This window comes from Paraburkholderia caballeronis, from assembly GCF_900104845.1.
GTDB classification, from domain to species: Bacteria; Pseudomonadota; Gammaproteobacteria; order Burkholderiales; family Burkholderiaceae; genus Paraburkholderia; species Paraburkholderia caballeronis.
In genome coordinates this window covers 2,343,905-2,364,428 of sequence record NZ_FNSR01000001.1, presented here as the reverse complement: position 1 = coordinate 2,364,428, position 20,524 = coordinate 2,343,905, and the positions used below count along the sequence as shown (strand labels likewise).

Sequence of the window (20,524 nt, the reverse complement as noted above, 5' to 3'; positions counted from 1 at the left end):
CCTCTGGTTTTGCAGCAATTTGTGCGTGATGTTGTTGTCGTGCGGCGCGCGGCATGGCCGCCGCCGGGTGCCTGTGACTATATCGTCACGCCCCGCCCGAAGCCAGTGCCCGCACGCATTCGCCGACGAGCGCCGGGCCGCGGTAGATGAAGCCCGTATAGAGCTGCACGAGCGATGCGCCGGCCGCGATCTTCGCGCGCGCGTCGTCGCCGGACAGGATGCCGCCGACGCCGATGATCGGCACGTCCGCGCCCAGTTCCGCGCGCAGCTTGCGGATCACTTCGTTCGACGCATCGAATACCGGGCGGCCCGACAGCCCGCCCGTTTCGTCCGCGTGCGGCAGCCCCTGCACGGCCGCGCGCGACAGCGTCGTATTCGTCGCGATCACGCCTTCGAAGCGGTGGCGCAGCACCGTGTCCGCGATCGCCTTCACCTGTTCGTCGTCGAGGTCGGGCGCGATCTTCAGCGCGAGCGGCACGAGCCGGCCATGCAGGTCGGACAGGCGCTGCTGCTTGTCCTTCAGCGCGGCGAGCAGCGCGTCGAGTTCGTCCGCGCCCTGCAACTGGCGCAGGTTCTTCGTGTTCGGCGACGAGATGTTGACCGTTACGTAACTCGCGAACGGATACACGCGTTCGAGGCAGTACAGGTAGTCCTCGGCCGCGCGCTCGATCGGCGTGTCCGCGTTCTTGCCGATGTTGAGGCCGAGCGTGCCGCGATAACGCGCGGCCTGCACGTTCTTCACGAACTGGTCGACGCCCTGGTTGTTGAAGCCCATCCGGTTGATCAGCGCGTCGGCCTGCGGCAGCCGGAAGATGCGCGGGCGCGGATTGCCCGGCTGCGGGCGCGGCGTCACCGTGCCGACCTCGATGAAGCCGAAGCCGAGCGCGGCGAGGCCGTCGATGCACGCGCCGTCCTTGTCCAGCCCGGCGGCGAGGCCGACCGGGTTGCGGAACGTGAGGCCCATTACGGTGCGCGGCGCGTCGGGTACGTGCGGCGCGACGAGGCCGGCGACGCCGGCGCGGCCTGCCGCGCCGATCGCGCGCAGCGTCAGGTGGTGGGCGTCTTCGGCGTCCATGCGAAAGAGCTGCGCGCGGACGAACGGGTAGAGGGAGCTGAACACGGGGAAAAGGCGCAGGCGCCGGAAAATGGGAACCCGCTATTTTACCGGCAACCGGCGCGGCGGCCATCGTGGCGGTTCGCGCCGGTGGCTGCGTGCCGTCCGTGTGTCCTGGCGGCGGATGAGTGGTGGCGCGCGCGTGCGTCTCCGCAGCCGGACGTTCGCGCGGCGATCCGCGTGATCGGGCCGCGCGCCGCCGCGGCCCGCGATGGTTGTTATCCGCGCGGGGCGGCCGCTTCGGCGGCGAGCGCCGGATCGAGCGTCGTCCACGTGCCGTCGAGCAGCCCTTCGAGCGGCCGGAAGCGCGCCTTGTACGCCATCTTCGGGCTCTCGCGGATCCAGTAGCCGAGGTACACGTACGGCAGTTGCAGGCTGCGCGCCTGCTCGATCTGCCACAGGATGTTGTAGGTGCCGTAGCTGCTGTGCGGCGCGTCCGGCTCGAAGAACGTGTACACCGACGACAGCCCGTCGCCGAGGATGTCGATCATGCTGACCATCCGCAGCGTGCCGCGCGCGTCGGGCAGCGCGGCGTTCGGCGCGACCGGGTCGCGGAACTCGACCAGCCGCGAATTGATCCGGCTTTGCAGCAGGAACTGCTCGTACTGGTCGCGGCTGTCGCGGTCCATGCCGCCGCCCGCGTGGCGCGCGGACTGATAGCGCATGTACAGCGCGTAATGCTCTTCGTCGTAGTGCAGCGGCGCGACCGTCGCGACCAGCTCGCCGTGATGCTTCCACGCGCGCCGCTGCGTGCGGTTCGGCTCGAAGCGCGCGACCGGCACGCGCACCGGCACGCACGCGCGGCAGCCGTCGCAGTACGGACGATACGTGAACACGCCCGAGCGCCGGAAGCCGGCTTTCACGAGATCGGTGTACACGTCGGAGTTGATCAGATGGCTCGGCGTCGCGACCTGCGAGCGCGCGATGCGCCCCTCCAGATAGCTGCAAGGGTAGGGCGCCGTTGCATAGAATTGCAGCGCGGAAAGCGGTGAAAGCGGCAGCTCGTTCGGATGCGTCACGTTGGCAGCTCTCGTTGCGGTTCGGATCGTCGCGGCGTTGGCGCGGCCGTTTTGCGTTCCGGCGTGCGTTCCGGATCCTCGACCGGTTCGGTCCTGTCGAAGCGTCACGGAACCGGCGCGGCGCACACCGTTGCGCCCACCCGCGCGGCGCGCGATCTCGCGACCGCCGGGCGACGCCAGAGGCGACGTGTTCTGCTCGCAGTCTTATTGGGGCTGCTGGCAGATTCCTTAAAAATCAAACGGTTGGCGCGTTTCCTTGCAGGAGAGCGCGCCGCATTGGCTGCAGGAAAGGTAACACGAAAATTGATCTTGAGCGACGGTGGCAAAACTCGATAATCGCGGTTTTGGAGGCGGGCGGGTGGATGGGGAATGGCTCGCTGGAGTTTGATGCGGTTACGCGTAGTTGGGTTGGGGAGATTGGCGATTTTCGAAATCTTTTCGCCAGTTGAGATGGCCGATATCTAATGGCAGGCGGGATATAACGATCGTTTCGATCCCGGCAAGGCTCATTGAAAAACCGCATATGCGCCATTCGACCGTTTAACCCGGTCGCCAGTCCCATTGCGGCCATACCCTGCAATGAGCCGAATCGTTATGGGGGAGTGCCGACATGTCGGCTGGTTGTTCTTATGGAATTCACAGAGGCTCAAGCTTTCGCCGCCATGGTGCTGAAAGCGCCGTTCAGCGCGAGTGCGCGTCGAACGCCCGGCGGCCGGTCGCTGACGCTTGGCATGATGGACGATGCGAGGCGCGCCGGCCGCCGGCTCGCTAACCGCTAACGCAGCGGCGAACGAAGACCGTGCGAACGGCCGCGACGAAGCGGCGTGAATTCCCGATCGATGCAACTGCGGATCGCCGGCGAACCGCAGCCCACTCGCACAGTTACGCAGCCGGATCGACCGGCTGCCGCCGGACCAGATCGGCGAGCACGCTTTTGTCGAAGCGCCACGGAATCGACGCGTCGTTCACCGTCGCGCGCACATGAGCGACGAACGCGCGGCGCGCGATCTCGCGGCCGCCGAGCGACGCCAGATGCGACGTGTTCTGCTGGCAGTCGATCAGTTCGACCCCATGCCGGCGCAGGTGCGCGACGAGCGCCGCGAGCGCGATCTTCGACGCGTCGGTGAGCGCGGCGAACATCGATTCGCCGAAGAACATCCGCCCGAGCGACACGCCATACAGTCCGCCGACCCGCTCGCCGTCGAACCACGTCTCGATGCTGTGCGCTTCGCCCGCGCGATGCAGCGACGAATACGCGTCGATCACGTCGGCGGTGATCCACGTGCCGCGCTGCCCGTGTCGCGGCGCCTGTGCGCACGCACGCATCACCGCGCGGAAGTCGTCGTCGACGCGGATTTCCCACGCGTCGTCGCGCAGCACGCGCTTCAGCGTCTTGCGCAGCGACGGCGACACCTTGAACTCGTCGGGCCGCAGGATCATCCGCGGATCGGGGCTCCACCACAGCACCGGCTGGCCGTCCGAATACCACGGGAAGATGCCGCGCCGGTACGCATCGAGAAGGCGCGAGGGCAGCAGGTCGGAACTGGCCGCGAGCAGTCCCGGCGCGCCGCTCGCCGCGCCGAGCGCGCGCTCGACGGCGGGAAACGGGTCGTCGTGCCCGAGCCAGGGGACCATCGGATACGCTTAGCCGTCGCGCAGCGGACGCAGCACGTCGCCGGTGTGCAGCCCGTAGCTGCCCGACACGCGGTCCGCGAAGAAGAAGCGCAGCGTCTGGCCGACGGTCGGGAACGCGAGGTCGTCCCACGGAATCTCGTGTTCGTCGAAGAGCCGCACTTCGAGGCTTTCCTCGCCGGCGAGGATGTCGGTGTCGAGCAGCCGCGCGAGATAGAACAGATGCACCTGATGCACGCGCGGCACGTTCAGCAGCGAGAACAGGTTCTGCACCTCGACGCGCGCGCCGGCTTCCTCCAGCGTTTCGCGGGCCGCGGCCTCGGCGGTGGTCTCGCCCATCTCCATGAAACCGGCCGGCAGCGTCCAGTAACCGTAGCGCGGCTCGATCGCGCGGCGGCACAGCAGCACCTTTTCTTCCCACACGGGGATCGTGCCGACCACGTTGCGGGGGTTCTGGTAGTGCACGGTGCCGCAATGCGCGCAGACATAGCGCTCGCGGTTATCGCCGGGCGGCACGCGCAGGCTGACCGCCTGGCCGCAAGTCGAGCAGAATTTCATGGGAACGGTGCGGTGGATGGTGGTGCGAGTTTATCACCGCGTCGCGCGGGCAAGCAGGGGGCGCCGGAGCGGGAGACGGGTCGTCGTTATGCGCGAATCCCGCGGTATTCGGGGCGTCGCCGGTCGCATGACCGACGCGGTGCAGGCGAAACCGTGCGGGGAAAGCAGGGTTCGTGACGAACGCGTGTCGAGTGGCGGGTGCTCGGTTATTGCGCGTCTGTCCTTCGTTTCCCCGTCCCGTTGGCGCAGCGGCGCTGCGCTTTCAGAAGTGTTTCGCCACGGTCACGCTGTCCGTTCCCCGCTGTGCAAGCGTCGATGCAGCGGCCCGAGCGCCGTCGAAAGCACCGCGCACAGAATCAGGATCGCGACCAGCGCGAACATCGACACCCTGAACGCATGCCGATAATCGAACGCGTCCGGATGCGCGCCGAGTGCGGAAAAGAACAGGCCGCCGAGCGTCGCGGCGCCGACGGCCGCGCCGATCTGCAGCGTCGCGGAGATCATGCCGGATGCGACGCCCGCGCGGTCCGGCTCGACTTCCGCGAGGACGATCCGCACCACCGACGGCAGCACGAGCCCCTGGCCGATGCCCATCGCCGCGAGTCCGGCATAAAAACCGGTCGGCGGCGTGCCGATGCCCGCGAGCGCGGCCGCCGTGCCGAGGCCGAGCGCGAGCAGCGCGAAGCCGAGCGTCAGCACGCGGTAGCCGCCGAACCGGTGCACGAGGCGCGGCATCAGCAGCGGGCTCGCGAGAAAACCCAGCCCGAACGGCAGGATCGCCAGCCCCGACGCGAGCGGCGACCATTGCAGACCGCCTTGCAGCCAGATGCCGTAGCTCAGGAAAAACGCGCTCAGCGTGTAGAACAGGAACGCGAGCGCCAGCCCGAGCGTGACGACCGGGTTGCGGAACAGACGCAGATCGAGCAGCGGATCGCGGCCCGCGCCGAGCCGCTGCCATTCGACCTTGAGCAGCAGCCCGAGCACCGGGACCGAGCCGGCGAGGCAGGCCAGCATCCACAGCGGCCAGCCTTCCTCGCGGCCGCGCGTGAGCGGATAAACGAGCATCAGCAGGAACAGCGACAGCAGCAGCGTCCCCGGCAGATCGATGCGCGCGCCGCGCGGCGGCCGGCTTTCGGGGATGAAGCGCCAGCTGCCGAGCAGCGCGAATACGCCGATCGGCAGATTGACGAGAAAGATCGCGCGCCAGCCGAGGCCGAACGGATGCAGGCTGATCAGCGCGCCGCCGCCGAGCTGCCCGATGACCGCCGCGACGCCGAACACGAAACCGTAGAAGCTCATCACGCGCACCTGTTCGTGCGGCGCGAACACGCTGCGGATCGTCGCGAGCACCTGCGGCGCAAGGATCGCCGCGAACAGGCCCTGCAGGACGCGCCCGGCGACGAGCACCGAGCCGCTCGTCGCGAGGCCGCACAGCGTCGACGCCAGCACGAACCCGGCCATCCCCAGCATGAACAGGCGCTTGCGGCCGTACAGGTCGCCGAGGCGGCCGCCGGTGATCTGCGCCACCGCGTTCGCGCACGCGTACGCCGACACCACGAGTTGCAGTTGCGCCGCCGACGCGCCGAGCCCGTCGCGGATCGCCGGCAACGCGAGGTTCACGATGAAGTAATCGAGCGGCGGCAGGATCGCGCCGACCAGCAGCACCACGAGCGCCCAGCCGTGATGGCTGCGCGCGTCGGCGGGTGGGGCGTCGGCGAGCGGGGGCGTGGCGGCGACGGCGTCGTCAGTCATGGGAGCCTGCGGGAAAGGAAAGCATTAGTCGAAGGCGCTATTCTGCCGCCGGTCGATCATTCGGAAAAGCGGGAAATAATGGTACCATCCATCGGATTTTCCGTTGGATGAGGTGCGTGATGCGTGGTTTCGAACTCGATCAGTTGCGGACGTTCACGGTGGTCGCCGATGCGGGCAGCCTGTCGGCGGCCGCGCCGGCGCTGCATCTGTCGCCGTCCACCGTCAGCGAGCAGATGCGCAAGCTCGAAGCGCGCGCCGGCGTGCCGCTCTTCGTGCGCAGCAAGCGCGGCGTCGAGCCGACCGCGGCCGGCTCGCGGCTGCTCGAACGCGCGCGGCGCATCGTGGCGCTGAACGAGGCCGCGTTCGACGAACTGCGCGGCCAGGCGATCAAGGGAGAACTGCGGGTCGCGATCACCGAGTATTTCCGGACCCACGAAGTCGCCGGGATGCTTGCGCGGCTGCGCGAATGTTATCCGCAACTGAGCCTGAACGTCAGCACGATGAAGAGCACCGACATCGAGGCGGCGCATGCGAAGGGGCTGATCGATATCGGCGTGGTGATGAATCTGTCCGACGGGCCGGTCAGGGGCGGCGGGTTCGATGCGCGCTGGGTGCTGCGGCGCGAGCCGGTGCACTGGGTGACGTCGCCGGCGCTGGCCGAACAGCTTCCCGAGCCTCTGCCGCTCGTGCTGCTGCCGGGCGATTGCCTGCTGCACCAGATCGCCGTGCATGCGCTCGAAGCGCAGCGCGTTCCTTATGCGCTGGTGCATAGCGTGTCGGGCGTCGCCGGGTTGCAGTCGATGCTGGCGGCGGGGCTGGGCGTCGGATGCCTGAGCGCGTCGTCGATCGGGGAAGGGCTCGTGCGGCTCGGCGCGAAGGGCCAGCTGCCGAAGCTGCCGGATGCGGTTTTCTCGTTGACGCCGCCGCTGCCCGGCGAGCAGGAAACGGTTACGCGGGCGAGAGAGGTGCTGGCGAGGCAGTTGCTGGTTTGAGCGGGGCAGAGGCGGGCAGGGCGAGCGGGTGCGGGTGTGCGCGATCGTGCATGGCATCCATAGGTCGCCGGACGAAGGATCGTGCCGCGATCCGGATCGTCCTGCTCTATTCATCCGCCACGCCAACGCAACAGATCGGGATGACGGGGACGAACTGCCGACGTTCTTTCGGATTTTTCTGATGGTTGCTGTTTATCGCTGACTGCAAGCTACGCCACCTTTTACGGCGTCGATTTGCAGAGTGAACAAGAACACATACCGGCTGGTCTGGTCAGCCGCCCGGGGAATGCCGGTCGCGGTCGAGGAAACCGCGACGGGCAACGGCAAGGCCAGTCAGGGAAAGGCAGCCGGGTCGCGTGCGACGAGCCGGATTGCGCTGTTCGCGATGCGTCATGTGGCGTTCGCCGCGCTCGCGTTGTTCGGGCTTGCCCCCTGGCTTGCCGATGCGCAGATCGTGCCGTCCGGTGCGCATGCGCCCAATGTCATCGGCACCGCCAATGGCCTGCCGCAGGTCAACGTGCAGAAGCCGTCGGGTGCTGGCGTTTCCGTCAATACGTATTCGCAGTTCGACGTGCAAAGACAGGGAGCCATCTTGAACAACTCCCCTGTCATCACGAATACGCAACTGGCCGGACAGATCAACGGCAACCCGAACTTCGGGGCGAACGATGCCGCGAAGATCATCATCAACCAGGTCAACAGCAGCAACCCGTCGCAGTTGCGCGGCTATGTCGAGGTCGCCGGCAAGCGGGCCGAGGTGGTGGTCGCGAACGGCTCGGGCATCGTCGTCGACGGTGGCGGCTTCATCAACACCACGCGCGGGATTCTCACGACCGGCAGCCCGGTCCTCGACGCCAGCGGCAACCTGAGCGGCTTCAACGTGAACGGCGGCAGCATCGCCGTGCAGGGCGCGGGCCTGAACGCGACGAACGTCGATCAGGTGGATCTCATTGCACGCGCGGTGCAGGCGAATGCCGCGATCTACGCGAACACGCTCAATGTGGTGACCGGCGCGAATGCGGTCAATCACGACACGCTGGCCGCGCAGGCGATCCAGGGCGGCGGTGCTGCGCCGGGTGTCTCCATCGACGTGTCGCAACTGGGCGGCATGTACGCGAACCGTATTACCCTGGTCGGAACCGAAAACGGCGTCGGCGTGGCGAATGCGGGCACGCTCGCCGCACAGGCGGGCGACCTGATGCTGACCGCGCAAGGCCAGCTTGTCCAGTCCGGGAAGCTGACCGCGAGCGGCAACGTCGCCATCAACGCGGCCAGCATCGCGAACAGCGGCACGATCTACGCGCAGCAGAATGCGTCGGTCGGCACCTCAGGCACGCTTGCGAACAGCGGCACGCTCGCGGCGCAGCAGGACACCACGATCAATGCGGGCAGTGTTGCGTCAACCGGCCTGCTGGGCGCGGGCATCAACGGCGACGGCACGCCCGGCAATGGCGGCAACCTCGCGGTATCGGCGCTTGGCCTGCTTTCCGCCACAGGGCAGAACATTGCGCCGGGCAGCGTCACGCTGAACGGCGTTTCGGTGGATCTGACGAACGCGCAGACCTGGGCCGGCAAGGCGCTGAACCTGACGGCGACGGGCGGCAACCTGAGCCTCGTGAACGCGACCACCGGCGCGGGTTCCTCGATCGCGGCGAACGTGGCGGGCACGCTCGACAACAGCGGCGGCACCCTCAATGCGCCACAGCTTGCGATCCGGGCCGGCAATCTCGCGAACCGTGGCGGTACGATCACGCAGACTGGCACCGGGGCGACGGGTATGGCCGTATCCGGCACGCTGGACAACACCGGCGGCCTGTTGCGGACGAACAGCGCCGACCTGACATTGGCGCCGGCCACCCTCGTCAACGATGGCGGCACGATAACGAACTCGGGCGCCGGTACGCTGTCCGTTTCGACCGGCTCGCTGTCGAACAATGACGGCACACTCGCGACCAATGGCGCGCTCGACGTGCAGGCTGGGGCGGTGTCGAACCGGGCCGGCATGCTCGCCGCGCAGACCTTGGCCACGATCCACACGGGTTCGCTTGATAACAGCGCGGGCGGGCAGATCGGCGCGCAGGACGTCTCCATCGCGAACAGCGGAACGCTGAACAACGCGGGCGGCTCCGTACAGGCCAACGGCACGCTGGGCGTATCGGCACAGTCCATCGCGAATGACGGCGGCGTGATGGCCAACGGTGGCACGGGCGCCACTACCGTTACGGCGGCGGGTGCGCTCACGAATACGTCGGGCGGCCAGATCGGCGGCAACGGGGCAGCGTCGGTATCGGCGGGCACGTTCGACAACAGCAATGGCAGGCTCGCCGCCGCACAGCTTGCGCTTCAGGCCGGCACGCTTGCGAACCGCGGCGGCACGATCACGCAGACCGGTACCGGGACGACCCGCGTCGCAGTAACGGGTGCACTTGATAACACCGGCGGCCTGTTGCAGACAAACGGCACGGACCTGAGGCTTGACGCGGGTACGCTCGTCAACGACAGCGGCGCGATAGCGGACTCGGGCACCGGTACGCTGTCCGTTTCCACGGGTTCGCTGTCGAACAACGGCGGCACGCTCGCGACCAACGGCGCGCTCGACGTGCAGGCCGCAGCCGTGTCGAACCAGGGTGGCACGCTCGCCGCGCAGTCGTCGGCCACGATCCACGCCAGTTCGCTCGACAACCGCGCGGGCGGGCAGATCACCGCGCAGGCTGTGTCCATTTCGGACACGGGCGCATTCAACAACGCAGGCGGCACGGTGCAGGCGGAGGGTACGCTTGGCGTTGCCGCGCAAACGATCGCCAACGACGGTGGCACGATTGCCAACGCCGGTACGGGCGTCACCACCGTGGCGGCGTCGGGCGCGCTCACGAACACGGGGAATGGCCTGATCGGCGGCAACGGCGATGCGTCGATATCGGGCGGCGGCATCGACAATAGCGGCGGTTCGCTGGTGGCGGGCGGTGCATTGTCCACGCAGTCGGGCAGCACGCTGGACAATACGGCGGGCCTGATCCAGGCCAGCGGTGACGCCTCGGTGTCCGCGCAGGGCGCGATCGCCAACGCGGGCGGGCAGATCGGCGCGAACGGCACGCTCCAGGTGTCGGGCGCATCGCTCGACAATGCGTCGGGCCGGGTCGCGAATACCGGCACGGGCGCTACGGCAGTCAACGCCGGGACCGTCACGAACAGCAACACGGCCGGCACGGCGGGCGCGGGCGTGATCGGCGGCAATGGCGACGTGACGGTTTCCGGCCAGTCGCTGTCGAACATCCACGGCGGGCAGATCGTGGCGGGCCATGACCTGACGCTGGACGAATCGTCCTTTGTCGACAACTCGGGCGGCACGCTGTCGGCTGCGAACAGTCTGACGCTCGATGGCACGGGCGCGGCAGTATCCAACACGAATGGCTCGATCCGCGGCAACGGCGCGGTGACGCTTGCTGCCGCGTCACTGGACAACACTTCGGGCCGGATTGGCAACGACGCGGGCAGCGGCGGCAGCGTCGCGATCACGACCGGCACGCTTGCGAACCAGGGCGGAGCCATCGGCAGCGACCAGAACCTGACGCTCACGGCCGGCCAGCTCGCGGGCGACGGCACGATCATCGCTGGCGAGGATGGCGCGGTGACGGTCAACGGCGATTACGCGCATGGCGCGGCCAACCAGATCCAGGCCAACCACGACCTGACGCTGACGGTGGCAGGCAACCTGACCAGTCAGGGCGCGCTCACGGCCGTCAATGCGCTGACCGTCAACGCGGCGAACGTCGACAACCAGGCCGGCGCGGACCTGAATTCCGCCAGCACGACAGTCAACGCAGAAGGCGCGATCACCAACGAAGGACGCATCGAGGGCGATGCCGTCACGACGAACAGCGCGACGCTCGCCAATACGGCGACCATCATCGGCAATACGGTGACGCTCAACGGTTCGCAGTCGATTGCGAACGACGGTGCGGCGGCGATCATCGCCGGGGCATCGGAGGTGAACCTCTATTCGCCGGGTGCAATCTCGAACACGGGCGGGGCGAACGTGTTCAGCCTGGGCGATGTGAACATCGCGGCGGACGCCACGCGCGATGCCAGCGGGTATCTGGCGAACCGTGCCAGTTCCGTCACGAACGACCAGTCCACGCTTCAGGCGCAGGGCAACATCGAGATCGCCGCGCAGACGCTGACCAACACCCGGCCCGCGCCCACGGTCGAAACGGCGACCACCGATGTCGAGACCCTGCATCAGACCAAGCGGACGAAGTACATCGCATGCGCGACGACGAACGCAGACGGGCATTCGTCATGCACGCAGCAGGTATGGGACTACGGTTACAGGAGCCCGGTCAACACGACGTTCGCCACGTCGCAGGTCATATCGCAGGCCTCGGGGCCGAACGCCACCGACAACGTGCTGGTCGTCAACGTGAACGGCCAGCAGCAGACCCTCTGGTACAACGCGGTCACCGACAACGGCGACGGCACGATCACCGTCAACTACTGGGACGGGTACGACCCGAACGTCAACTACGATCCGGCCACCGAATACGCGTCGCGCAGCGATGCGCACAATGGCTACCAGCGCGTCGAGATTGCACGCGATACCACGACGACGACACAGCAGGACCAGGTAAGCGGAACGCAGGCCCAGCAGGCCCGGTTACTGGCGGGCGGCAACCTGACGCTCGCGAACGTCGGCACGCTCAACAACGAATACAGCGCCATCGCAGCGGGCGGCTCGATCCAGATCGGCAGCTCGACACAGGACGGAGCGCTCGATCCGTCCGGCAGCGGCAGCTACGGCGGGACGCTCGTCAACAACGTCGGACAGACGCTCTACCAGTACCAGCAGCAGGGCATCGTTTCGACCTACGCGTGGAACGAGGACATCGGGCGTGACGTGGGCCGGGTGGTCCAGCCGTCGGTCGTGCTCGCGCCGGTCGCCATCGGCGGCACGGGCGGCACGATCATGGCGAACAACGCGGTCAGCATCAGCGGCACGGACATCAACAACACGAATGTCGCTGCGGCGAACTCCGCGACCGGCGCGACGGGCGGCACGCTCGGGGCGAACGGCGCGGCAACTGCCATCGACGGCGGTCGCGGGCAGACGGTGAATCTGGCAACCGGACAGCCCACAACGGTCAATGCGCCGCAGACGGTCGCGGACAGCACGGGGTCGCTCCACATCACGCTGCCGACCAGCGGCCTGTATTCGCTGCAAACGGCACCGAATGCGGCATACCTCGTCGAAACCGATCCGCGCTTCACGAGCTACACGAAGTTCATCAGCAGCGACTACATGCTGGGTCAGCTCGGGCTGAATCCGCAGACCGTGGAAAAGCGCCTGGGCGACGGCCTGTATGAACAGCAGCTCGTGCAGAACCAGATCACGCAGTTGACCGGCCGCGTGTATCTGCAGGGCTACAGCAGCGCGCTGGACGAATACACGGCGCTGATGACCTCCGGGGTGAACTTCGCGCAGCAGTTCGGTCTGGAGGTCGGCATGGCGCTCACGGCCGCGCAGATGGACGCGCTCACGAGCGACATCGTGTGGCTCGTGAACCAGCCCGTCACGCTGCCGGACGGCAGTACGCAGAACGTGCTGGTGCCGCAGGTCTATCTGGCTCAGACGCACGCGAACGACCTGCAACCGACCGGCGCGCTGATTGCTGCCGACGATGTGCAGCTGCACGCAACCGGCAGCGTGACCAGCAGCGGCACGATCCAGGGCGGCACGCAGACGGTCGTGACCGGCACGAACATCGTGAACCGGGGCGGCACGATCGCGAGCAGCGGTGCGAACGGCACGACCGTGGTATCGGCGACTGGCGATGTCGTCAATGCGTCGGGTCTGATCGCCGGCAACCGGGTGGCGGTCATCGCGGGTCACGACATCACGAACACGACGCTGGTGGATACAAACGGGATCGGCGCGTCGGCCGGCAACAGCAAGGTCAGCCAGACGCTGATGGGCGCACAGGGCACGATTGTCTCGACCGGTGACATGCTGGTGGCTGCGGGTAACGATCTGCTGGTTCATGGTGCCAACATTACGGCAGGCGGTGACGCATCCATCACCGCCGGTCACGACATGACCATTGATGCGGTGCAGTCGGAAACGTCGCAGTCGCTGACGAACAACGCGAAGCACCATTGGGAAGAAAACAGCGTCACCAACGAGACAAGCGCGATTTCCGCAGGTGGAAACCTCGGTATGGGGAGCGGCAACGACATGATGCTCAGGGGAGCGCAGGTCACGGCGGGCGGCGACCTGGCGGCAGTGGCGGGTGGCAACCTGACGGCGACGACCGTGACCAACACGGCGAAACTCGACAACGTGGCGACCGACAGCAAGACGCGTCAGGAAGTCGATCATACCTACGACGAACAGGCGGTCGGCACGAGTTTCACGGCGGGGGGTAATGCCACGCTCAAGGCGACCAGTTCCGATGCGTCGAAGGGTAACGTTATGCTGACCGGCTCGTCGCTGACGGCGGGCGTGGTCAATGGCGTCGATACCGGCGTGGGTGCCGCGAACATCGCGGCGACAGGCAGCGTGACGCTTAACGAGGCCCGCGAGGAGCACGACAGCTATCAGTCGGTGCAGTCCCGGCGCGGCAGCTTCGTGAGCAGCACGAAAACCGACACCATGCAGAACACGCAGGCGAATGTCGGCGTCGGGAGCCTGGTGTCGGGCGATACGGTGAACGTGCAGGCGGGCAAGGATCTGACGGTCCAGGGCAGCGGCGTGGTCGGCACGAACGATGTCAACCTGGCGGCGAAAGGCAACGTCAACATCACGACCTCGCAGGATACGGTAACACAGGACAGCTATTACCAGCAGACTCATTCGGGCATCAGCACGAGCGGCCTTAGCGTGTCGATCGGCAAGCAGTCGCAGTCGGATACCAATCAGGCGTCGAGCGTCTCGAACAATGGCAGCATCGTCGGTTCGCTCAACGGTAACCTGAACATTACGGCGGGCGACGACCTGCATGCAACGGGCAGCGTTCTTCACGCAGGCCAGGACGTGACGCTGGCGGGCAAGACCGTTACGGTCGATGCGGTCTACGATACGGCTTCGCAGTCGGAGCAGCAGCAATACCATTCTGCGGGCCTCACCATCGGCATCACGAATCCGGTTGTCTCCGCGATCCAGACGGCCACGCAGATGACGTCTGCTGCACAGCATGTCGATGGCGATCCGCGTCTGCTTGCGCTCGCCGGCGCAACGACAGGCCTTGCCACGAAGAATGCCTACGATGCCGTGGGCGGCGATCCCGTGAAGGCGGCGACCACGGTTGGCATCAACATTTCCCTGGGAGCCAGCAGCCAGCAAAGCAGCAGCGGCGCACAGTCGAGCACCGCCGTGGGAAGCACGGTATCGGCAGGCCGCAACGTGACGATTGCTGCGGCGGGGGACGGGGCGGACAGCAACGTCAATGTCATCGGCAGCACGATTTCGGCGGGCAATGACGCGCTGCTGGCGGCAGAGGGCAAGGTGAACCTCCAGGCCGCGCAGAATACGGTCAGCCAGCAGAGCGACAGCAGCGGTGGAAGCGTGGGTGTGGGCGTGTCGTTGACGGTTGGCTCGAAAACGGGCCTTGCGTTCACGGCCGCCGCCTCGGGCAACCGCGGCAACGCCGATGGCGATTCATCGACCTGGACGAATACTAACGTCGCGGCCGGCAATACATTGGCGATCCAGTCGGGCGGCGACACGAACCTGATCGGCGCGGCGGTTTCGGGCAATCAGGTCATTGCCAACGTGGGCGGCAACCTGAACATCGAGAGCCTTCAGGACACGAGTACCTACCAGTCGAAGAACCAGAGCGCAGGCGTGTCGGTCAGCGTTTGCGTACCGCCGCTGTGCGTGGGCCAGTCGAGCGGGTCGGTGAGCATAAGCCAGGAGAAGATCGACAGCAACTACGCGAGCGTCAATGAGCAGTCCGGCATCCACGCTGGCGACGGCGGGTTCCAGGTCAATGTCTCCGGCAACACGGACCTCAAGGGCGGCGTAATTACCAGCACCGACGCGGCGGTTCAGGACGGGAGCAATTATTTCTCGACGGGATCGCTGACGATGAGCGACATCGAGAACCACGCTGATTACAAGGGGACGGGAGTCAGTGCCAATATCGGGCCGGTCGCCAGTCTTGACGGCGGGCTCACAGCGGGCACGTCCAGCGCTGGCTTTGCGCAGCGTGATGGCAGCGTGAGTAGCGTGACCAGTTCTGGGATCAGCGGCATCGCAGGCGACACGTCTGTGCGCACGGGGGACCAGCAAACCGGCATCACACCGATTTTCGATCTGGCAAAGGTCCAGTCGGAAGTCGACGCTCAGGTGAAAATAACGCAGCAGTTCAGCGAGCAGGCCAGTACCGCGCTGACCAACTACGTCGCAGGGCAACGTACGGATTTGCAGAAGAAGCTCAAGGAGGCGACGGACCCCGACGAGAAGGCGCAGCTTCAAAGCCAGCTCGACCAGTTGAACACGGACCAGCGGATACTCAATGTGCTGATTGGCGTGGTGTCGGGTCAGGTAACGGCGGCAGCCGCGCAGGGTGTGTTGTCAGAGGCGGCGGACCTGATGCGTCAGGAGTCGATCCAGAATTCGTCGCTCTCGCCGGGCGTGGTGGATAGCAATGGCAATGTGCTGTCGAACCTGTCGGGGGCGAGTGAAGGGGTGGACGGGGATGGGGTCAAGCTCGGCGGGACGCGGCTATCGCTGGACAGTGTTTGTGGTACACGCCATGAACTATGCGCGACCAATTCGGATGGTAGCTATGCATTGAACAGTCTCGGTCAGGTGCAACTTTTGCCGGGTTACACGGTGGACGCTTATTTGGCGAGTTCAGAGGCTCAATCGGTGGCGGGACTGACGGGCGGGATTCAGGGTGCAACGGGGACGCTGGCGGGTATCCAGTATCCACCGGGCGGTCTGGTGGACCAGATTATTGAGGCGTATGCGGGAACGCACGATTTTATTGGAGGACAGGTTGCCGGGCTATACGACGATCAGGGCAATACCAAACAGAATATGTCTGCCACTGAACACACGGCGCATGAGGTCTGGTCGGATGTAGCGATTCTGCCAGCAACGCCCTTTGCGGCAGCAACGGCGCTGCCGCCGCAGGTCTGGAATGCGATCGCAACCATCCTTCAGGTGCTGAAATGAAAAAAAACTATGGGCGACTACTGAGTTGTTTCATTAGCCTGATTTCAATTTCCGGATGCTGTACTTACGGGTGCATCCTTTTGGAAGGGGCGCCGCACGGCGAAGCATATGATCGACTCATGTCCCCTCCTACCTCTCGCTCCGATTCCTGGGAAAAACCGGGTGTGACCGAGGAACAGAAGCGGGACGACTGGATTGCCTGCGGAGGTAAAAAAAGCGGGCTTTTCATCCCGCCATTTAATCGGAAATCCGGCGAGGATCGCGCTGTATTTTACATTAGAGAAGATCAAAAATTTCAAGGTTGCTTGACTGGAAAGGGCTATCGCTTTACGGGGAAGTGCATCGGAAACATGTCGAAATTCTATCCAGTTTGCGGTGCGCAATAAATGATAAAAAATTGTCTTCTTTCGGGTTGTCTTGTCGGGGCTGGGTTGATTACGAGTGGTTGCATCATTCTGGATGGGGCGCCACATGGAGAGACGTATGAACGGCGCATTTCTCCTGCTACCTCTCACTCCGATTCCTGGGAAAGGGCGGGGGTGAGCGACGAACAGAAACGGGAGGAATGGATTGCTTGCGGAGGTAAAAAAATGGGCTTTTTATCCCGTCGTATAACCGGAAATCCGACGGAGACGTTGGTGCTTTTTGGGCCAGAGAAAACAGGAAACTTCAGCGTTGTTTGATCGGGAAGGGGTATCGGCTTACGGAGCAGTGCACCCGTGATATGCCCAAAAACGAACCGGCTTGCGGTGCGCCAAAAACGATGTTCAAACCAACGGCTGGAATGGACTATTGGAATAAACAATGACGCAAGAGAAAGGAAATTGCCTACCCGGCCCGTGCTGCGAAAGCCTGACCATTGGTGTGCGAGGTGAGTATGAAATCTGCCCTGTATGCGGTTGGGAAGACGATCCGGTGCAATCGGATGATCCCACATTCGCAGGAGGTGCTAATCGAAGTAGTCTGAATGAGGCTCGCAAGCATAGGCGAACGACGAAAACAAAGGTGCATTGAAAAGCAAATCCAGTTCGTGTTGGCGTTGTTGTCGAGAATAATCAACGCGTGGACGGGACATGCTGGCAGGTGCTGCCCGGTATATTGATACGACTACAGATACTCTTGCATCGTGTTTTCGGCGGTCGAAAAGGCCTATCTATCGAATGCGAAGGAAGGGAAATATTCTCGTTATATCAGCGAACAATTCCTATGGGGAAGTGGCGCACGCCGCCCACTCCGAACCAACCCGAACCAACCCGAACCAACCCGAACCAACCCGAACCAACCCGAACCCCCATCAAACCAGGTGCCCGAACTCACCCCATTACCCCTCGTCGTCGATCTGGACGGTACGCTGACCGCGACCGATACGCTCGCGGAATCCGTCATCCGGATCATCAGGCGCAACCCGGCGGATCTGCTTCGCCTGCCGTTCTGGCTTGCCGCCGGACGTGCCGCGTTCAAGGCCCGGATAGCTGAACGGGCGGATTTTCAGGCGGACAGCATTCCTTATCGGGAAACCTTGCTCTGTTATCTCGAAGCCGAAAGAAAACAGGGCCGTACGATCATTCTCGCCACCGCCGCGCACCATTCGATTGCCGAGCGCGTGAGCGCACATCTCGGCGTGTTCGATGCAGTGATCGCGACTGAGCAGAACATCAACCTCAAAGGTGCGGCCAAGCTGGCCAGCATCCGCGCATGCGTGGGCGAGCACTTCGTCTATGCGGGCGACAGCAAGGCCGACCTGCCGATCTGGGCGGCGGCGCAGGGCGCGATTGTGGTGGGCGCGTCGCCAGGCGTGGCGGCTGCCGCGCGGAAAGCCGTTTACGTCGAACGCGAATTCCCGCCCGAGCAAGCCGATTTTGCGACGTGGTGCAGAGCGTTGCGCGTGCACCAATGCCTGAAGAACCTGCTGTTGTTCGTGCCGCTGTTGACCGCGTTCGCGTTCTTCGACATGGACAGGATCGCGACGCTGGCGCTGGCGTTCGTCTCGTTTTCGCTGGGTGCGTCGGCGACCTACATCGCCAACGATTTCTGGGATCTCGACAGTGACCGCCGTCATCCGCGCAAGCGGAACCGCCCGTTTGCGAGCGGGGCGTTGTCTCTGGCGCAAGGCGCGAGTTGCGCAGCGGTATTGTTGATGCTGGCATTCGTGCTGGCGTTTGCCGTGTCGACGAGATTCGCTGCGATGCTAGTCCTGTATCTGGCGTTCACCACCGCATACAGCTTGTGGTTTAAGTCGATCGTGCTGCTCGACGTCATCGTGCTGTCCCTGCTGTACACGCTGCGGATCGTGGCCGGTGCGGTGGCGGTCGACATCAGCGTCAGCCACTGGTTGCTGGCCTTCTCCGTGCTTACGTTTCTGAGCCTCGCGCTCGTCAAGCGATGTTCGGAACTGGTGCTGCTGAGGCAGAACGACAAGCGCGTTTCCGCCGGACGCGATTATCGGGTGGGCGACCTCGAAGTACTCTGGCCGTTCGGCATCGGTGCGGCGCTCGCCGCGGTGGTCGTGTTCGGACTCTTCATCAATGCGCCCGAGACGGCCGAGCGTTATGCGGTGCCTCATCTGCTCTGGCTGGTGCAGATCGGCCTGATCTATCTGTTCGGCCGGCTTTGGGTGAGCACGGTGCGCGGCGCCATGCACGACGATCCGATCGTCCATCTGCTCGAAAATCGCGGCAGTGTCGGAACGCTCTTCCTGATGGTGGCGATCGTGCTGGCCGCCCATTTCCTGCCGGTTCTGTGAGTAACGCAATCCTATGACTGAGAAAAATCGAAACAGGGTGCTGTCGTTTTGCCGCTTCGCGATCGTCTACGTGATGTTATTCGTGTGTGCGGGCAACATAACGAACAGCATGTTGCTGAAATGGGGGTTCCGCGACGACCAGAAGGGCGATTTCGCGCAGAGCTACAGTCTGGTCGGCATGATGAACGGCGATGCGCCGAAGCCCTACGTATATCGCTCGTCGTTTCCGAAGGCGGCGAAGTGGCTGGCAGAGCAGTTGGAACCGGCAACGCGGGACAGAATTTTCAGATCGATCACGCGCTACGATTCGCTGCACCACGCGTATTTTGCAGGCGTGCCGGACACCTATTGGACACCGACCGTTGCCATTGCCTATCACCTGACGTATGTCGCGATCGTGTTGGCAACGCTGTTTGCGCTGTTATTCGTCTACAAGCTCGCGCGGATGCACGGATTGAGTTTCGGACATTCGGTCGGCTTTCTCGCGGCATTCAGCTTCGTCTATCCGCTGACGTTCCAGCGAGGTGGCTACTACTACGATTTCTTCGAAATCCTTGGCGTATTGGCTGCGTGCCATTGCGTGCTGAAGCGCCGGATGCTGGCTTGCACGCTGCTGATCGCAGTATTCTCGTTGAACAAGGAAACCTTCTTTCTCGTACCGCTCGCGCTGCTTTTCCTGCATGAGCAGGACGTCGCGCTGACGAAACGCGTCGGCTGGCTTGCGCTGCATCTGGCGATCTGTGTGCTGACGCGGCAATTCATCATGAGCGGCTACGCGTCGAATGCGGGCGACGTCGTGGAGTTTCACGCTTTGGACAACCTGAAGTTCTGGCTGAATCCAGCGTCGTATCTGACGTTCTACAACCTGATCGGCAAAGGCGTGTTCACGCCGAGTCTGGAGAATCCGCTGATGCTCGTGCCGCTGACCGTGTTCTTCCGGGCGGCGTGGCGGGGTACGCCGACGCGGTATCGCCGTTATTTCTTCGCGGCATTAGTCCCCGTGCTGCCGCTGTTTGTGCTCTTCGGCTTCGAGGACGAAGCGCGCAACTTCTCGATCGTGCTGCCTGCGATCGTGCTGATCGCGCTGCATGGCGCGAGCCGGTTCGACACGATTTTCTGCGGTCGTTCCGGCGATGTCGGCGGGAGGCAGGCGGTCGTCGCGCGCGTGCAGAGCGTCCCGGAAGTAACGGAGGCGGCGAATTGAACTGGGCGCTCATCGTCGCGAGCGGCGCATTCGGTGGACTGGCGAGCGTATTGCTGCGTGTCGCCGCGTCGCAGGGAACGGCGGAGTGGCCGTGGGCGTTCCGCTTCGGCGCCATCGGCGCTTACGGCATTGGTTTTGTGCTGTATGCGATTGCGCTGCGCAAAGCGAATCTCAGCGTCGCCTACCCGTTGATGGTGGCGGTATCGATACTCGTGGTGCTCGCGTTCACCGCGCTGCACGAGCATCTTTTGCAGCCGCCACAGGTGGCCGGCGCATTAATCATTCTGGTCGGGGTTTGGATGGTTACCCGGTCGGCGTAGGCCAGCAGGTGAAAT

General features: G+C 64.7%; 13 protein-coding genes. 8 read left to right on the top strand and 5 right to left on the bottom strand.

Annotated elements, in window-relative coordinates:
* Positions 1-85 precede the first annotated feature (85 nt).
* The 5 genes from BLV92_RS10590 to BLV92_RS10570 form a co-directional block, all read right to left on the bottom strand.
* Positions 86-1,120, bottom strand: coding sequence for a quinone-dependent dihydroorotate dehydrogenase (locus BLV92_RS10590; RefSeq protein WP_090544649.1), 1,035 nt, complete (start codon positions 1,118-1,120; stop codon positions 86-88).
* 212 nt (positions 1,121-1,332) lie between these two features.
* The gene (locus BLV92_RS10585; RefSeq protein WP_090544647.1) at positions 1,333-2,133 is read right to left on the bottom strand and encodes an arginyltransferase; all 801 of its coding nucleotides are present in this window, start codon (positions 2,131-2,133) and stop codon (positions 1,333-1,335) included.
* Between the two features lie 882 nt (positions 2,134-3,015).
* Positions 3,016-3,768: a leucyl/phenylalanyl-tRNA--protein transferase gene (gene aat / locus BLV92_RS10580; RefSeq protein WP_090544645.1), complete on the bottom strand. Its 753-nt coding sequence runs from the start codon at positions 3,766-3,768 to the stop codon at positions 3,016-3,018.
* Between the two features lie 9 nt (positions 3,769-3,777).
* Positions 3,778-4,323 carry an NUDIX hydrolase gene (locus tag BLV92_RS10575; protein WP_090544643.1) on the bottom strand — a complete coding sequence of 182 codons (546 nt, stop codon included), beginning with the start codon at positions 4,321-4,323 and terminating at the stop codon, positions 3,778-3,780.
* A 282-nt stretch (positions 4,324-4,605) separates the two neighbouring features.
* The gene (locus BLV92_RS10570; protein WP_090544641.1) at positions 4,606-6,075 is read right to left on the bottom strand and encodes an MFS transporter; all 1,470 of its coding nucleotides are present in this window, start codon (positions 6,073-6,075) and stop codon (positions 4,606-4,608) included.
* A 119-nt stretch (positions 6,076-6,194) separates the two neighbouring features.
* Here BLV92_RS10570 and BLV92_RS10565 point away from each other — a divergent pair, with 119 nt between their 5' ends.
* The 8 genes from BLV92_RS10565 (at position 6,195) to BLV92_RS10540 (ending at position 20,509) form a co-directional block, all read left to right on the top strand.
* Positions 6,195-7,067, top strand: a complete 873-nt coding sequence (locus BLV92_RS10565) for a LysR family transcriptional regulator (RefSeq protein WP_090544640.1) — start codon at positions 6,195-6,197, stop codon at positions 7,065-7,067.
* Positions 7,068-7,308: 241 nt separating this feature from the next.
* Entirely contained in the window at positions 7,309-16,242 is an 8,934-nt protein-coding gene (locus BLV92_RS10560) for a hemagglutinin repeat-containing protein (protein ID WP_090544639.1), read from the top strand.
* Between the two features lie 119 nt (positions 16,243-16,361).
* A complete protein-coding gene (locus tag BLV92_RS31485; protein WP_143040669.1) occupies positions 16,362-16,628 on the top strand; it encodes a hypothetical protein in 267 nt (88 codons plus the stop codon).
* A 153-nt stretch (positions 16,629-16,781) separates the two neighbouring features.
* Positions 16,782-16,925: a hypothetical protein gene (locus tag BLV92_RS32015; RefSeq protein WP_167627011.1), complete on the top strand. Its 144-nt coding sequence runs from the start codon at positions 16,782-16,784 to the stop codon at positions 16,923-16,925.
* Between the two features lie 121 nt (positions 16,926-17,046).
* Positions 17,047-17,256 (top strand): CPCC family cysteine-rich protein, encoded by a 210-nt coding sequence (locus BLV92_RS10555; RefSeq protein WP_090544638.1) that lies wholly within the window; start codon positions 17,047-17,049, stop codon positions 17,254-17,256.
* A 289-nt stretch (positions 17,257-17,545) separates the two neighbouring features.
* On the top strand, positions 17,546-18,985 hold the full coding sequence (locus tag BLV92_RS10550) for a UbiA family prenyltransferase (protein WP_090544637.1): 1,440 nt from the start codon (positions 17,546-17,548) through the stop codon (positions 18,983-18,985).
* A 13-nt stretch (positions 18,986-18,998) separates the two neighbouring features.
* Positions 18,999-20,189, top strand: a complete 1,191-nt coding sequence (locus tag BLV92_RS10545; RefSeq protein ID WP_244283775.1) for a hypothetical protein — start codon at positions 18,999-19,001, stop codon at positions 20,187-20,189.
* Positions 20,186-20,509: an EamA family transporter gene (locus BLV92_RS10540; RefSeq protein ID WP_090544636.1), complete on the top strand. Its 324-nt coding sequence runs from the start codon at positions 20,186-20,188 to the stop codon at positions 20,507-20,509. Before BLV92_RS10545 ends, BLV92_RS10540 begins: the two co-directional genes overlap by 4 nt.
* The last annotated feature ends 15 nt before the right edge of the window (positions 20,510-20,524 follow it).

Bases quoted from the DNA above. Each gene is read 5' to 3' on its own strand.
- BLV92_RS10565 (WP_090544640.1), top strand. From the start codon at position 6,195: ATGCGTGGTTTCGAACTCGATCAGTTGCGGACGTTCACGGTGGTCGCC.
- BLV92_RS10570 (WP_090544641.1), bottom strand. From the start codon at position 6,075: ATGACTGACGACGCCGTCGCCGCCACGCCCCCGCTCGCCGACGCCCCA.
- BLV92_RS10555 (WP_090544638.1), top strand. From the start codon at position 17,047: ATGACGCAAGAGAAAGGAAATTGCCTACCCGGCCCGTGCTGCGAAAGC.
- BLV92_RS10545 (WP_244283775.1), top strand. From the start codon at position 18,999: ATGACTGAGAAAAATCGAAACAGGGTGCTGTCGTTTTGCCGCTTCGCG.
- BLV92_RS10575 (WP_090544643.1), bottom strand. From the start codon at position 4,323: ATGAAATTCTGCTCGACTTGCGGCCAGGCGGTCAGCCTGCGCGTGCCG.
- aat (WP_090544645.1), bottom strand. From the start codon at position 3,768: ATGGTCCCCTGGCTCGGGCACGACGACCCGTTTCCCGCCGTCGAGCGC.
- BLV92_RS31485 (WP_143040669.1), top strand. From the start codon at position 16,362: ATGTCCCCTCCTACCTCTCGCTCCGATTCCTGGGAAAAACCGGGTGTG.